Origin of the sequence: Pyruvatibacter mobilis, assembly GCF_012848855.1 — a bacterium.
Classification (GTDB): Bacteria; Pseudomonadota; Alphaproteobacteria; order CGMCC-115125; family CGMCC-115125; genus Pyruvatibacter; species Pyruvatibacter mobilis.
In genome coordinates, this window is sequence record NZ_CP051630.1 from 397131 (window position 1) to 410140 (window position 13010).

The 13010-nt window shown below is 63.4% G+C and carries 15 protein-coding genes; 8 read left to right on the plus strand and 7 right to left on the minus strand.

The features are described 5' to 3' along the window. The first annotated feature begins 153 nt into the window (after nt 1-153). Together def and HG718_RS01820 are read left to right on the plus strand one after the other, a co-directional pair. Nucleotides 154-738, plus strand: a complete 585-nt coding sequence (def, locus tag HG718_RS01815) for a peptide deformylase (protein WP_160588776.1) — start codon at nt 154-156, stop codon at nt 736-738. Beyond that, the gene (locus HG718_RS01820) at nt 738-1436 is read left to right on the plus strand and encodes a COQ9 family protein (protein ID WP_160588775.1); all 699 of its coding nucleotides are present in this window, start codon (nt 738-740) and stop codon (nt 1434-1436) included. The genes def and HG718_RS01820 overlap by 1 nt, the downstream gene beginning before the upstream one ends. 6 nt (nt 1437-1442) lie before the next feature. Here HG718_RS01820 and HG718_RS01825 read toward each other — a convergent pair whose 3' ends face one another. The 3 genes from HG718_RS01825 to purE all read right to left on the minus strand — a co-directional run bounded on the left by HG718_RS01825 (nt 1443) and on the right by purE (nt 3504). Further along, nucleotides 1443-1790 carry a hypothetical protein gene (locus HG718_RS01825; RefSeq protein ID WP_160588774.1) on the minus strand — a complete coding sequence of 116 codons (348 nt, stop codon included), beginning with the start codon at nt 1788-1790 and terminating at the stop codon, nt 1443-1445. A 131-nt stretch (nt 1791-1921) separates the two neighbouring features. Beyond that, entirely contained in the window at nt 1922-2998 is a 1077-nt protein-coding gene (locus HG718_RS01830; RefSeq protein WP_160588773.1) for a 5-(carboxyamino)imidazole ribonucleotide synthase, read from the minus strand. Nucleotides 2999-3000: 2 nt separating this feature from the next. Continuing rightward, nucleotides 3001-3504 carry a 5-(carboxyamino)imidazole ribonucleotide mutase gene (gene purE / locus HG718_RS01835; RefSeq protein ID WP_170080176.1) on the minus strand — a complete coding sequence of 168 codons (504 nt, stop codon included), beginning with the start codon at nt 3502-3504 and terminating at the stop codon, nt 3001-3003. Between the two features lie 457 nt (nt 3505-3961). Here purE and HG718_RS01840 point away from each other — a divergent pair, with 457 nt between their 5' ends. Beyond that, nucleotides 3962-4615: a GGDEF domain-containing protein gene (locus HG718_RS01840; protein WP_244624772.1), complete on the plus strand. Its 654-nt coding sequence runs from the start codon at nt 3962-3964 to the stop codon at nt 4613-4615. A 19-nt stretch (nt 4616-4634) separates the two neighbouring features. Here the strand turns inward: HG718_RS01840 and HG718_RS01845 are convergent, their stop codons facing one another. Next, the gene (locus tag HG718_RS01845) at nt 4635-4862 is read right to left on the minus strand and encodes a YdcH family protein (RefSeq protein ID WP_027840990.1); all 228 of its coding nucleotides are present in this window, start codon (nt 4860-4862) and stop codon (nt 4635-4637) included. Nucleotides 4863-5083: 221 nt separating this feature from the next. Between HG718_RS01845 and HG718_RS01850 the strand changes: the two genes are divergently transcribed. From HG718_RS01850 to HG718_RS01860, 3 genes are all read left to right on the plus strand, one after another. Further along, entirely contained in the window at nt 5084-5266 is a 183-nt protein-coding gene (locus HG718_RS01850) for a YdcH family protein (RefSeq protein WP_027840991.1), read from the plus strand. 195 nt (nt 5267-5461) lie between these two features. After that, nucleotides 5462-6622, plus strand: a complete 1161-nt coding sequence (locus HG718_RS01855; RefSeq protein WP_160588771.1) for an Acg family FMN-binding oxidoreductase — start codon at nt 5462-5464, stop codon at nt 6620-6622. Nucleotides 6623-6640: 18 nt separating this feature from the next. Then, nucleotides 6641-7156: a MarR family winged helix-turn-helix transcriptional regulator gene (locus HG718_RS01860; RefSeq protein WP_160588770.1), complete on the plus strand. Its 516-nt coding sequence runs from the start codon at nt 6641-6643 to the stop codon at nt 7154-7156. A gap of 63 nt (nt 7157-7219) precedes the next feature. On the opposite strand, the gene HG718_RS01865 is transcribed toward HG718_RS01860, so the two are convergent. Then, complete coding sequence (locus tag HG718_RS01865) at nt 7220-7978, minus strand: sulfite exporter TauE/SafE family protein (protein ID WP_160588769.1); 759 nt, start codon at nt 7976-7978, stop codon at nt 7220-7222. 147 nt (nt 7979-8125) lie between these two features. Here HG718_RS01865 and HG718_RS01870 point away from each other — a divergent pair, with 147 nt between their 5' ends. Next, a complete protein-coding gene (locus HG718_RS01870; protein ID WP_160588768.1) occupies nt 8126-10039 on the plus strand; it encodes a propionyl-CoA synthetase in 1914 nt (637 codons plus the stop codon). Nucleotides 10040-10107: 68 nt separating this feature from the next. Continuing rightward, a complete protein-coding gene (locus HG718_RS01875) occupies nt 10108-10896 on the plus strand; it encodes an SDR family NAD(P)-dependent oxidoreductase (RefSeq protein WP_160588767.1) in 789 nt (262 codons plus the stop codon). A gap of 22 nt (nt 10897-10918) precedes the next feature. Here the strand turns inward: HG718_RS01875 and HG718_RS01880 are convergent, their stop codons facing one another. Both HG718_RS01880 and HG718_RS01885 read right to left on the minus strand, forming a co-directional pair. Then, nucleotides 10919-11698 carry a DUF1013 domain-containing protein gene (locus HG718_RS01880; RefSeq protein WP_160588766.1) on the minus strand — a complete coding sequence of 260 codons (780 nt, stop codon included), beginning with the start codon at nt 11696-11698 and terminating at the stop codon, nt 10919-10921. Between the two features lie 224 nt (nt 11699-11922). Beyond that, nucleotides 11923-12924, minus strand: coding sequence for an NAD(P)H-quinone oxidoreductase (locus tag HG718_RS01885; RefSeq protein ID WP_160588765.1), 1002 nt, complete (start codon nt 12922-12924; stop codon nt 11923-11925). Nucleotides 12925-13010 lie beyond the last annotated feature (86 nt).

Consider the following 13010-nt stretch of genomic DNA (forward strand, 5'->3'; position numbering starts at 1 on the left):
CTGCCCACATGGCAAAGCGCGCAAAAACCATGGCCGGATATGCCGTCAGGCATTCCAGAGGGCCGGTGTGTACCAAATGAACACCGGCTTGTCCACCTTATGTCGCAGAAGTGACGGGTTTTCCGCGCGCTCAGGGCAGTCCATATAGGAGCTATGAGCATTCTCAAGATTGCCCGTATGGGTCACCCGGTGCTGGTGCAAAAGGCGAAGGCCGTGGACGATCCCACGAGGCCGGAAATCCGCCAGCTTGTGGCCGACATGGTGGAAACCATGATTGATGCCAATGGGGCCGGGCTCGCCGCACCGCAGGTGCATGTGCCGTTGCGGGTGGTGGTCTTTCAGGCGCCGCCTGAGCGGGTGCCGGTGGAGGTGGAGGCCCAAGACGGTGCTGCTGAGGAAGCCTTTGACCACACGGCTCCGCTGACGGTGCTGATCAATCCGGAGATCGAGGTTCTGACCGAGGACCGGGCCTATGGGTGGGAGGGGTGCCTGTCGGTGCCCGGACTGCGCGGATTGGTGCCGCGGCCGACCCATATCCGCTACACAGGTCTGGACCTCAGTGGCGACCGTATAGAAAGGGAGGCGCGCGGTTTTCATGCCCGCGTGACCTGCCATGAATGTGACCATCTGGAAGGAATTCTTTATCCCCAGCGGATGGATAATCTGCAGGACCTGATTTTCGAGACCGAGGCGCGCCATTGGGGCAGCGCCCGCCCGTCGGAAGCGGAGACTGCCTGATGTCCAAATCTGCCCCCCGCCAGCAGAAGGCCAGGAAACCCATGAGTGCCGAAGATCACTACGAAGACGTGCGTGCGCAGATTCTCGATGCCGCGCTGCCTGATGTGCCGTTTGACGGCTGGACCGGCAAAAGCATGCGCGAGGCTGCGAAGAAGGCCGGTGTCGAATCCGGGTTGGCGCGGCTGGCGCTGCCGGGAGGGACGGTGGATCTCGTCCGCTATTTCATTGCCGATGGTGACCGGCGCATGGCGCTGGAACTTGCCAAGCATGACCTGCCCGCGATGAAGGTGCGGGAGCGCATCACTTTCGCGGTGCGGACGCGGCTGGAAGTGGATGAGCACAACCGCGAGGCGCTTCGGCGGGCGACGGCATATCTGGCGCTGCCGACATCGGGCACCGCGGCACCGCGGGCGCTTTACGGCACGGTGGACGCCATCTGGCGGGCAGCGGGTGATACGTCCACGGATTACAATTTCTACACCAAGCGGCTCATTCTCTCGGGCGTCTACACGAGCACGGCCGCGGTTTGGTTCGGTGATGATACCGACGGCTTCGAGAAGACCTGGGCCTTTCTCGACCGGCGCATCGAAGATGTGATGCAGATCGAAAAGGTGAAGGGCAAGGCGGAGAAAGTCCTCAGCGCCTTGCCGTCACCTCTGGGTCTCATGGCGCGGCTGCGCTATCCGCTGGGCCGCTAGGCGGGGTCAGGACGCCGCCGCCCTTTGTTCGCCCAGAAACAGTACCTTGATGTCGCCATTGGCCTTGATGCTTGCCCACAGCAGGTAAGGCGCGAGAATGGCCATGCCGAACAGGGTGCCGATGATCCCCAGCACGATGCCGCCCGGTGAGAAGTGGTGCCGCCAGGCGAGCCACAGGCCGGACAGGGTCAGGAACATCAGAAAATCCAGGTTGAACTGGCCGGGCCAGCCCATGGCGGCAATGTCGCCGAAGAAAATCTGATAGAGCCCGAGGCCGTGATTGACGGCGACGACGGCCGTGTAGCTGAACAGCACGACGATCAGCAGGACGAGATAGATCCGGAAAGCTTGCATGGGTTCATTCCCTCTTGTTGGCAGCCCGGCCGGAAATGGCACGGGTCGGTATCAAGCCGTGCGCCAGAGAATGGGCGCAGGAGGGAAGGGCAGCAATTACCCCTGAGGTCAGTCAATCAGGACAGGCTGGATCAGGCCTTGGGGGAAATGCGGGTGATATGACCCATCTTGCGGCCGGGGCGCGCGTCGCCCTTGCCGTAGAGATGCAGGCCCGCCTGCGGCTCGCGCGCCAGGGATAGCCAGTCGGTCACGTCGTCGCCGATGAGGTTTGTCATCACGGCATCGGAGTGCCGGGCCGGTGAGGCCAGCGGCCAGCCTGCCACTGCCCGCATGTGCTGTTCGAACTGGCTCACGGCACAGGCTTCCGTCGTCCAGTGACCGGAATTGTGGACGCGCGGGGCGATCTCGTTGACCACCAGCTTGCGGGCCGTGGATGTGACGAACAGCTCGACCCCCATCACGCCGACATAATCGAGCTCTGTAGCGATCTTCTCAGCCAGGGTGCGGGCTTCAGCCTCCACCGTGGCGTCATAGCCGGACGGGACGGTGGACGTGTCGAGGATGTGGTTGCGGTGGGCGTTGCGGGCCGGGTCATAGGCCGCCACATGCCCATCGGTGTCGCGGGCGACGATGACGGAGATCTCGGCTTCGAAATCGACAAAGCCTTCGAGGATTGAGGGCGTCTCGCCGACGGCCTGCCAGGCGGCAGCTGCGTCGTCTGCCGTGTCGATGCGCGTCTGACCCTTGCCGTCATAGCCGAAGCGGCGGGTCTTGAGGATCGAGGGCGTGCCGATGTCCGAGAGCGCCGCTTTGAGGTCCTCAAGCGATGCCACATCCGCGAAGGGGGCCGTGGCGATGCCGAGATCGCGCATGAAGGTCTTTTCGGTCAGACGGTCCTGAGACACGGCCAGAGCGCGGGCACCGGGGCGCAGCGGCTTGTGGCGGGCGAGGATCTCCGCCGTTGTGGCCGGGACATTTTCGAATTCATAGGTGACGGCATCGACCGATGCGGCAAAGGCTTCAAGCGCTGCTTGATCTTCATAGGCTGCGATGGTGTGGCCATCGGCGACCTGGAAGGCCGGGCTGTCTGCGTCGGGGCAGTAGATGTGGCTTTTTAGGCCGAGGCGGGCGCCGGCCATGGCGAGCATGCGGCCGAGCTGGCCGCCGCCGAGAATGCCGATGGTGCTGCCGGGGGGGAGGGGCGCCATGCTCAGTCTTCGACTGCCTCGGGCACGCCGTCGGTCTGGGCTGCGCGGAAGGCGTCGAGCCGGGCGGCAAGGGCGTCATCACTCGTTGCGAGAATGGCTGCCGCGAGCAGGCCCGCATTCCTGGCGCCGGCCTTGCCGATGGCCAGGGTGCCGACCGGTATGCCGCCGGGCATCTGGACGATCGACAGCAGCGAATCCTGGCCCTTGAGGGCGGCGCTTTCCACCGGCACGCCCAAGACCGGCAGCGGCGTCATGCTGGCGGCCATGCCGGGCAGGTGTGCGGCCCCGCCTGCGCCGGCAATGATGACCTTGAGGCCGCGCGATTTGGCGCTGGCGGCATAGTCATAGAGCCGCTGGGGCGTGCGGTGCGCGGACACGACCTTTGCCTCGTAGGGAACGCCGAGCTGATCCAGTGCTTCGGCCGCATGGGTCATGGTCGGCCAGTCGGACCGGCTGCCCATGATGATGCCGACGACGGGGGCATTTTCAGTGGTGGTGTCGCTCATGAGTGGCCGTTTCAGCTGCTCCCGGGGCGATCCGGCGCTCACCGCCTTCAGACAAGGTGGAAAGGCGCCAAAACAAGGCGCCCGGGACGGGCCCGGGCGGGAAAGCGCGGAAGTATATGCAGGGGCGGCGCAATGGCAAGCGGCGGGTTCAGGTGCCGCGGGTCTTTGCTTCTGTCCCGGATTGGGCCGGGTTGTGGCGGACTTTGGTCATTTTCAATAGTTTGTTAAGGCTGTTGGCCTACAGAAACCATGTGGCAATAGGCAGAATTTCAAGACTTTTGCCGTCAAATACCTGAAACCGGGTGATGGTGCCCGGAACCCAGGATGGGGTCCGTTAGGGCTTGAAGCGACGGGGAGCACCATGAAGGTTCAAGGACCGCGGCGGCCGGGCACAGTTTCGTCCGTTCGCGCAGCAAGCCCGGCGGCCCGGGCGTCGGCTGCGGGCGCAGCCGGCTCCGTGACCGGTACACGCCAGATCGCTGATACGGCGTCCATCATGGGCGTCCCCGAGGCCGAATTGACGCCGAAGGTGCGCGACGCGCTGATGACGTTGATGTCGGAAGTGGACGCGCTGCGGCGGGAACTGACCACCATGAAGGGCCGCCTGGAAGCGGTGCAGCAGGAAGCCGATACGGATTCGCTGGTGCCGGTGCTCAACCGCCGTGCATTCGTGCGCGAGATGTCGCGGATGATCTCGTTCTCCGAACGCTACAAGACGCCTGCGAGCGTGGTGTTCATCGATCTCAACAATTTCAAGCAGGTGAATGACACCTACGGCCATGCGGCGGGGGATGCGGTGCTTGAATATGTGGCAAGCACGCTTGTCGAGCATGTTCGCGAATCCGACATTGTCGGCCGCATAGGCGGTGATGAATTCGCCGTGATCCTGGCGCAGGCCAATGAGGAAGATGCACGGGAGAAGGCCGAGCGGCTGATGCATCTCATCGCGGATACTCCGCTGGAGATCATGGACAAGAAGATCCCCGTTTCGGTGTCACCGGGGGCTGTGGCCTTTGAGCCCGGCGAGGATGCGGCGACCGCGCTGGCGCGCGCGGATGAGGCCATGTACCAGGCCAAGCGGCGGCGCAAGGACAGCGAAGGCTCCAGCTGAGCCACGCAGGGCTCGGGCTTCAGGCGATGATGTCGGGGACGAGCTGGTCCTCGATGAAGCCGATCTCGTCCTTGATGGCGAGCTTCATCTTTTTCAGGCGGCGGATGCGCAGCGGGTCTGCGGCCCCGCTCATTTCCAGGGCATCGATGGCGGCATCAAGATCGCGGTGCTGCTGACGCAGCCGGGCCAGCTTGTCGCGCAGGCCTTCTTCATCCGTGTCAGTGCCGTCGGGAGTATCCTCAGCCATGCCGCCTCTTGCGCTGTGCGTCGCCGGTGATCCGATTCCGGGCTGCGCTGCCTGTTCGGCACGGAAAGCCGCCGATCCGGGATTCGCCTTCTAGCGCGCTGCCCAAGGGGCCGCAAGGTCATGGAAACCATGGGGAAAAGAGATGCCGATTTTCCTTAACAGGGGTGTGAAAAGGAGTCAGACTTCCAAGTCCGTCAACACCGATAAGGGAGGCCTGACGCATGTCACTTGAAGTCCATATCCACGAACTTCACGAGCGGCACCGGCAATTAGAGGCGGAAATCGATCGTGAGATCCTGAGCCCATCGGGTGATGATCTTGCCATCGCGGAACTGAAGAAGCGCAAACTGCGCCTCAAGGAAGAAATCGAACGGCTGGAAGCGGACCTGACCCGGGCCGCCTGAGACCCAGCCACACCCCCACATTCAGATGCAGCCTGCTTCCTGCCCAAAGGGAGTGCAGGCCGTGCAGGTCAGAAGACCGGAAAAGCGCCAGGCACTGTCTGGCGCTTTTTGTCTGTGGAGTCTTGTAATTTGATATTGAATTAGTTTGGGCGTTCCTCCACATGATTGGATATCAAATTATATGGAGGGCGCCCGATGCCACAGACACGCCGCAGATTTCTTCGTATCGCCGGAACCTCAGGGCTGGTGCTGGCTGCAACGGCCATCGGGGGCGGGGCTGCGTTTGTTGCGACCCGCCGTCCTGACAAAGCCCTGGCCCCGTGGGAGACCGCCGGCCAAGCCTATGACGATCCGCGGTTGCGGGCGCTTTCTTATGCGATTCTCGCCCCGAATCCCCACAACATGCAGCCGTGGATGGTGCAGTTGGACGGGGATGACGGCTTCACGCTGCTTTATGACCTGGACCGCATGCTGCCGGAGACAGATCCGTTCAACCGGCAGATCGTCATCGGGCTGGGGTGTTTTCTCGAGATCATGCGCATGGCTGCGGCGGCGGAGGGGCTGCGGGCCGACATCCAGCTGTTCCCGGACGGCGAGCCGGAACCGCTGCTGGACGGGCGGCCGGTCGCCAGAGTGCGTCTCATGCGGGATGGGGATGTGGCCCCTGATCCGCTCTTCGCCCATCTATTTGACCGGCGGTCAACCAAGGAAGCGTTCGATACGTCACGACCCGTTGCGCGGGAAATTTTCGCGCAATTGGAAGCGGTGGCCGGGGATGGGGTTGCTGTGGGAACCCTTCAGCACGCGGATGAAATTGCGGCCATGCGTGAGCTGACATGGCAGGCGCACATGATCGAAGTCGAGACTCCCCGCACTTATCTTGAGAGCGTGGAGGTGATGCGCTTCGGCAAGGCGGAGATTGAAGCGTCTCCCGATGGCATCGACATGGGTGGGCCGTTGCTCGAGGCACTCAACCATGCCGGGATTCTTACGCGTAAGAGCCTTTCGAATATGACCTCTAGTTCATACCAACAGGGGGTTGAGCTCTACCGGCGGATCATCCATTCGGCCATGGGGTATGTCTTCGTCAGTACCCAAAATAATTCGAGAACGGAACAAATCGCGGCCGGACGTGACTGGGTACGGATCAATCTTTCGGCAGTGCAGCAAGGGATTTGCGTGCATCCGCTCAGCCAGGCATTGCAGGAGTACAAAGAAATGCATGCCAAGCTGGATGATGTGCATGAAATGCTTGGCCAAAGGGGCAGGCGCGTGCAAATGTTAGCGCGCGTTGGCTACGGGCCCGCTGTTTCTCCCAGTCCACGCTGGGATCTGAAGCATAAGCTGATTTTATGACGTCTATTTCCGAGTACCATGAGTTTGCAGGATACTTCCCACGACATAAGTCCGTCCGATGATCCGGACGATCCCGTTCTCTTCACCTTCTTCAACGAGATCGGCATCATCGACCAGCTCGCACGCAATGCGTTCGAGCGTGTGTTGCCGCGCGGCATGACGGTTCCGCAGTTCGCGGTGCTCAATCACTTCGTCCGTCTCGGCGGCCCGCGTACGCCGGCGCAGCTTGCAAGTTCCTTCCAGGTGAGCCGGGCGACGATGACCAATACGCTGAAGCGCTTGAGCCAGGCGGGCTACATCGTGGCGGAGCGTGACCCGGAAGACGGGCGGTCGAAAAAAATCGACATTACCGATGAAGGCCGCGTGATGCGGGAGCAGGCCATTGGCGGTCTTGGTCCGCTGCTGATGGAATTGTCCCAGCGGTTTGACCTTGCGTCTCTCGCCAACCTCATTCCGGTGTTGCAGGACGTGCGGTCGGAGCTGGACAACAGCCGCGAACTCGCTGACGAGATCGCCACCCGGTACAACATCTGAAATCTGTTCAGGACGCGTAGGCAAATCCGCGTGGGCACCGTGCAGCCTGCGAGGGTTGCCTGCCTATCCGGCGATCATGCTGCTTACTGCGTCGTAGACGAGCTTGATGCCGACGAGGGTCACACCCGCATAGCACAGCCGGTAGAAGGGCTCTTCCGGGATCATGTGGTGGAGCCGCACGCCGAGCATGATGCCGATGGGGGCCAGCGGCATCAGGACGAGGGCCGTTGTGAGATTGGTGGTGTCGAACTGGCCCAGCGCCAGGTATGGCGGCACCTTGATGAGGTTCACCGCCCAGAAGAAAACGACGCTGGTGCCCACATAGAGGGTTTTATCCAGCCGCTGCGGCAGCATGTAGACCTGGAAGGGTGGCCCGCCCGCATGGGCTACAAAGCTCGTGAAGCCCGCCACCATGCCCCAGAAGCCGCCCTTGGGGATCGAGCGCCCTGGTGCCCCCTCACGCTTCTGACCGGTCCAGAAATCCGCGGCGAAGGCCAGCGCGACGATGCCGACAATGAGCGCCACGTGCTCCTCGCGCACCAGGCTCGCGGTCAGCCAGCCGATCAGGATGCCGATGGCAGCGGCCGGTACGAGGATCCTGAGGTTGGGCATGTCGAACTGGCGGCGATAGGCCCAGAGACCCACCACATCCATCAGCAACAGGATCGGCAGGAGGATCGCTGCTGCCTGAAGCGGCGAGATCACCAACGCCATGAGCGGCACGCCCAGGATGCCGAATCCCGCTGCAAACCCGCCCTTGGATATGCCGACGATCAGCACGGCAGGAATGGCGGCGGCGTAGAACCAGGGATCTTCGATCATGTCAGCGGCTGCGTCTTTGGGGAGCTGCGGCCGGTATGCCGGCAGGCTGTGGGAAAATACGTGCCGCCGCTATAGGCTACCGGCGGAAAAAGCGCAAAGACGCTGAGTGATTCAAGGCAATGGACCGGGTGGAGACGACGAACCGCGATGAGTGAGTATCACGAGACATATGAGGCATGGCGGCGTGACCCGGAGGGGTTCTGGGCGGACCAGGCGAAGGAGATTTCCTGGGACAAGGAATGGGACACAGTGCTGGACACGAGCACTTACCCGAACGGCCAGTGGTTCGCGGGTGCCATGTGCAACACCGCCTATAACTGCCTCGACCGCCATGTGGATGGCGGACGCGGGGACCAGCCCGCGCTGATCTATGACAGCCCCGTCACCGGCAGCAGCAAGACCTATACGTATGCGGAGCTTCGCGACGAAGTCGCTACCCTGGCGGCCGTGCTGGAGGACATGGGCCTTTCAGCGGGCGACCGGGCAATCATCTATATGCCGATGATCCCGGAAGCCGCGATGGCCATGCTGGCCTGTGCGCGGATCGGGGTCATTCATTCGGTGGTGTTTGGCGGTTTCGCGGCGCATGAACTGGCGACACGCATTGATGACGCAAAGCCGAAGGCCATTCTGCTTGCGTCCTGCGGCATCGAGCCCGGACGGGTAGTCGCCTACAAGCCTCTGGTTGATGAGGCCATCGCGCAGGCGGGGCACAAGCCGGACCGGTGTCTTGTTCTGCAGCGTGAGATGGAGCAGGCGGAGATGACGGCGCGGGACCTTGATTGGGCCGCCTGCATCGATACGGCCCGCACGTCCCTGCGCAAGGCGGATTGCGTATCCGTGAAGGCGACCGACCCGCTTTACATCCTCTATACGTCCGGGACGACCGGGCAGCCCAAGGGTGTCGTGCGCGACAATGGCGGTCACATGGTTGCGCTTAACTGGTCGATGAAGGCCGTTTATGGCGTGGATGCGGGCGATGTCTTCTGGGCGGCGTCTGATGTGGGCTGGGTCGTGGGCCATTCCTACATCGTTTACGGGCCGCTCCTGGCCGGGTGCACGACGGTTCTCTACGAAGGCAAGCCCGTGGGTACTCCCGACGCGGGTGCCTTCTGGCGGATGATTTCGGACTATGATGTGAGGGTGCTGTTCACTGCGCCGACCGCGTTCCGCGCGATCAAGCAGCAGGACCCGGACGGGGATCTTGTCGGCAAGTATGACCTGAGTGCGTTCAAGATGCTCTTCCTCGCCGGTGAGCGAGCGGACCCGCCCACTGTTCAGTGGGCGGAGGATAGACTCGGCGTGCCCGTCATCGACCACTGGTGGCAGACGGAAACGGGGTGGGCCATTGCTGCAAATCCGGCGGGGCTGGGCCTGCTGCCGGTCAAACATGGCTCCCCCACCGTGCCCATGCCTGGTTACGACGTGCATGTGCTGGACGATGCGGGGCATGAGGTTGCGTCGGGGGAGACGGGGTCCATTGCCGTCAAGCTGCCGCTGCCGCCGGGATGCCTGCCGACCCTTTGGGAAAATGATGCGCGGTTCCGCGAGGCCTATCTCGATGAGTTCCCCGGCTACTACAAGACGGCGGATGCGGGGTTCAGGGATGAAGACGGCTACCTGTTCATCATGGCGCGCACGGATGACATCATCAATGTGGCGGGTCACCGGCTGTCCACGGGCGGCATGGAAGAAGTGCTGGCCGCGCACAAGGATGTTGCCGAATGTGCGGTGATTGGTGTGGCCGACGATCTCAAGGGTCAGTTGCCGTTGGGCTTCGTGGTGCTGAAGGCCGGCGCTGACCGGGCCGCGGACGAAATCGAGCGGGAATGCGTGGCGCTGGTGCGGCATGAGATTGGCCCCGTGGCGGCGTTCAAGACGGTGGTGGTCGTCAAGCGGCTGCCGAAGACGCGCTCGGGCAAGATCCTGCGGGGGACCATGAGCAAGATCTGCGACAATGAAGAGTGGAAGATGCCGGCCACCATCGACGACCCGGCCATCCTCGATGAAATCACCGCGGCGGTGACTGAGCGGGGATATGCGTCAGGGCGAAATCAGTAGGGTCATCAAGAAAGGCGTCACCACGTGGTGATGCCTGCGGATGCCAAGAGGCGGAACAGGACGAAGCCATGGAACTGGGGGACAAGGTTGCCATCGTGACCGGCGCGGCGCGGGGTATCGGGTATGCCATCGCGTCCCGCTATGCCCGCGAGGGCGCCCGCGTGATGCTGGCCGACGTGGACGAGGATGCTGGTGCGGAGGCTGCGGACGTGATCCGCGATGCGGGCGGCAATGCGCAATTCGTCGCCTGTGACGTGGCGGAGCGCCTGGATATCCACAATCTCGTCGCAGCGACACTGGAAGCCTATGAGCGGGTGGATGTGCTGGTGAACAACGCGGCGACAGTTCATGCAGCGGATTTTCTCGAGCTGTCGGAAGCGGATTTCGACCGGGTGATGCGGGTCAATCTCACCGGGGCATTTCTGGCCGGGCAGGCGGTGGCGCGGGAGATGAAGCGGCAATTCGAGGAGGACGGCCGCAACGGCGTGATCATCAACATGTCGTCGGTCAACGCCGAAGTGGCTATCCCCGACCAGGTGCCTTACGTGGTGGCCAAGGGCGGCATCAACCAGCTTACCCGCGTGATGGCGGTGGCGCTGGCGCGCTATGGTGTTCGGGTGAATGCCATCGGCCCGGGATCGGTGTCCACGGGCATGCTGAAGGCCGTCAATGCTGATGATGAGGGGCGGGCGCGGCTGATGTCCCGGACGCCCATGGGCCGCATCGGGTCACCGGACGAGATTGCCGGGGTGGCGGCGTTCCTGGCGTCAGATGACGCAAGCTACATCACCGGCCAGTGCATTTATGCCGATGGCGGCAGGCTGGCCCTCAACCTGACGGTCGAGAGCCAGACCTGACCATGTTCGGCTGAGCTGCCGCTCAGTACTTGTCGTCTTCGTCTTCGTTGTTGGCGACGGAGCTGCCGCCGAGGCTGGAGAAGACCGAGTCCACGTCCGGGCTGGCCCCGTCGCGGCGATCCCGGTCCTGACGGTCGTCGTCATCCATGACCTGGCCGAAATCGTCAGACAGGGTGGTTTTGCCGGCAGCGGCATCGGCCAGCGCCTGGGTGGCGGGGGCCAGCGTGCCCATATCCTCAACGGACTTGCCTGCCTTCTTGGCTTCGCGCTCACGGCGGCGCGCGGCCTTCTGCACGGCGGCATCGAGCTCAAGCTGGGTGCACAGGCCGAGGGTCACCGGATCGACCGGCGTGATGTTGGCCATGTTCCAGTGGCTGCGGTCGCGGATCGACTGAATGGTCGGCTTGGTGGTGCCCACAAGCTTGCCGATCTGGCCGTCGGTGAGTTCCGGATGGTAGCGGACGAGCCAGGCGATGGCGCCCGGGCGGTCCTGCCGGCGCGACAGCGGCGTGTAGCGCGGGCCCTTTCGGCCGGTCTTCTTCGGTTCCGGCAGCTCGTGCTTGGGCTTGGAGATCTGCAGCTTGTAGCCGGCATCCGCTTCGCCGCGCTTGATTTCGTCGCGCGACAGCTGGCCGGCAGTGACCGGGTCCTGGCCCTTGATGCCCATGGCGACATCGCCATCGGCAATGCCCTTCACTTCGAGCGCATGCAGGCCGCAGAACTCCGCGATCTGGTCGAAGGTGAGGGAGGTGTTGTCCACGAGCCAGACGGCGGTGGCCTTGGGCATAAGCGGTGCAGTCATTTCCGTTTGATCCTTCGCTGGGGCGTGGATGGAGCAGCGCCCGTGCTGGTACAGGCAAAAGGGAGCGCTGCGCGCCGCATAGGTCTCATGCAGCCCCTGATCATCCAATTGGTTGAAGGGATTAGCCTTCTTATAGGCGCTTCGGCGCCCGGTGGAAAGTCCCGTTTTTTCAAACCGCTAGCAGCCCGGTGCCCAAATGATGGTCACCGGGCTACCGGGCCAGCCTAGTCAATGGTGAGAAGGATCTTGCCGATATGGCCGGAGCCTTCCATGCGCTCATGGGCCCTGGCTGCGTCCTTGAGGGGGAATGTGGTGTCGACCACCGGGCGGACACGGCCCTGTTCCACGAGCGGCCAGGCGTGCAGGCGGACTTCGGCGGTCAGGCGGGCCTTCTCGTTGAGATCGCGGGCACGCAGGGTCGAGCCGCGCAGGGTGAGACGCTTGAGCATGACCGGGAGCAGGTCGACCTCGACCTTGGAGCCGGACATGTAGGCGATGTTGACGATGCGGCCCATGCGGGCGGCGGCCTGGATGTTGCGGGCCACATAGTCGCCGCCGACCATGTCGAGGATCACGTCGGCTCCCTTGCCGCCGGTCTCCTCCTTCACCACCTCAACGAAATCCTCCTCGCGGTAGTTGATGGCGCGTGCAGCGCCGAGCTCTTCACAGGCCTTGCACTTGTCCGCACTGCCGGCGGTGGCGAGCACCTTCACGCCAAGGGTGGCGGCAAGCTGGATGAGGGTGGTGCCGATGCCGGAGGACCCGCCATGGACCAGCAGGGTCTCGCCCGGCCGCAGCTGCCCGTCCTCGAAGACATTGGTCCATACTGTGAGAACGGTCTCCGGCAGTGCGGCGGCTTCCACGAGGGAGACATTGGCGGGGCGGGGCAGGACGCTGCCTTCATGGACTGTGGCGTAGGCGGCATAGCCGCCGCCGGCCATGAGGGCGCAGACCTCGTCTCCTTCCTTCCACAGGCTGGCGCCCGGTCCGGTGGCGACAATTGTGCCGGAGACCTCGAGGCCCGGCAGGTCGGACGCGCCGGGAGGGGCCGGGTAAAAGCCGATGCGCTGGACACAGTCGCCGCGATTAACCCCGGCGGCGGCAACCTTGATCAGCACTTCGCCCTGGCCGGGCTCGGGCGTGGGCCGTTCCACGAGCTTGAGGACCTCCGGCCCGCCGAACTCGGAGATTTCGACGGCGGACATGGTGGCGGGGTATGTGCTCATGGTCTGGATGCCTTATTGTTCTGGGAATGCAATTTCCTGGTGACTGGAAACTGGCAAGGGTTGCCGGAGCGTTCAAGACGGGAGGC

Bases quoted from the DNA above. Each gene is read 5' to 3' on its own strand.
- def (WP_160588776.1), top strand. From the start codon at position 154: ATGAGCATTCTCAAGATTGCCCGTATGGGTCACCCGGTGCTGGTGCAA.
- HG718_RS01820 (WP_160588775.1), top strand. From the start codon at position 738: ATGTCCAAATCTGCCCCCCGCCAGCAGAAGGCCAGGAAACCCATGAGT.
- HG718_RS01825 (WP_160588774.1), bottom strand. From the start codon at position 1,790: ATGCAAGCTTTCCGGATCTATCTCGTCCTGCTGATCGTCGTGCTGTTC.
- HG718_RS01830 (WP_160588773.1), bottom strand. From the start codon at position 2,998: ATGGCGCCCCTCCCCCCCGGCAGCACCATCGGCATTCTCGGCGGCGGC.
- purE (WP_170080176.1), bottom strand. From the start codon at position 3,504: ATGAGCGACACCACCACTGAAAATGCCCCCGTCGTCGGCATCATCATG.
- HG718_RS01845 (WP_027840990.1), bottom strand. From the start codon at position 4,862: ATGGCTGAGGATACTCCCGACGGCACTGACACGGATGAAGAAGGCCTG.
- HG718_RS01850 (WP_027840991.1), top strand. From the start codon at position 5,084: ATGTCACTTGAAGTCCATATCCACGAACTTCACGAGCGGCACCGGCAA.
- HG718_RS01855 (WP_160588771.1), top strand. From the start codon at position 5,462: ATGCCACAGACACGCCGCAGATTTCTTCGTATCGCCGGAACCTCAGGG.
- HG718_RS01860 (WP_160588770.1), top strand. From the start codon at position 6,641: ATGAGTTTGCAGGATACTTCCCACGACATAAGTCCGTCCGATGATCCG.
- HG718_RS01865 (WP_160588769.1), bottom strand. From the start codon at position 7,978: ATGATCGAAGATCCCTGGTTCTACGCCGCCGCCATTCCTGCCGTGCTG.
- HG718_RS01870 (WP_160588768.1), top strand. From the start codon at position 8,126: ATGAGTGAGTATCACGAGACATATGAGGCATGGCGGCGTGACCCGGAG.
- HG718_RS01875 (WP_160588767.1), top strand. From the start codon at position 10,108: ATGGAACTGGGGGACAAGGTTGCCATCGTGACCGGCGCGGCGCGGGGT.
- HG718_RS01880 (WP_160588766.1), bottom strand. From the start codon at position 11,698: ATGACTGCACCGCTTATGCCCAAGGCCACCGCCGTCTGGCTCGTGGAC.
- HG718_RS01885 (WP_160588765.1), bottom strand. From the start codon at position 12,924: ATGAGCACATACCCCGCCACCATGTCCGCCGTCGAAATCTCCGAGTTC.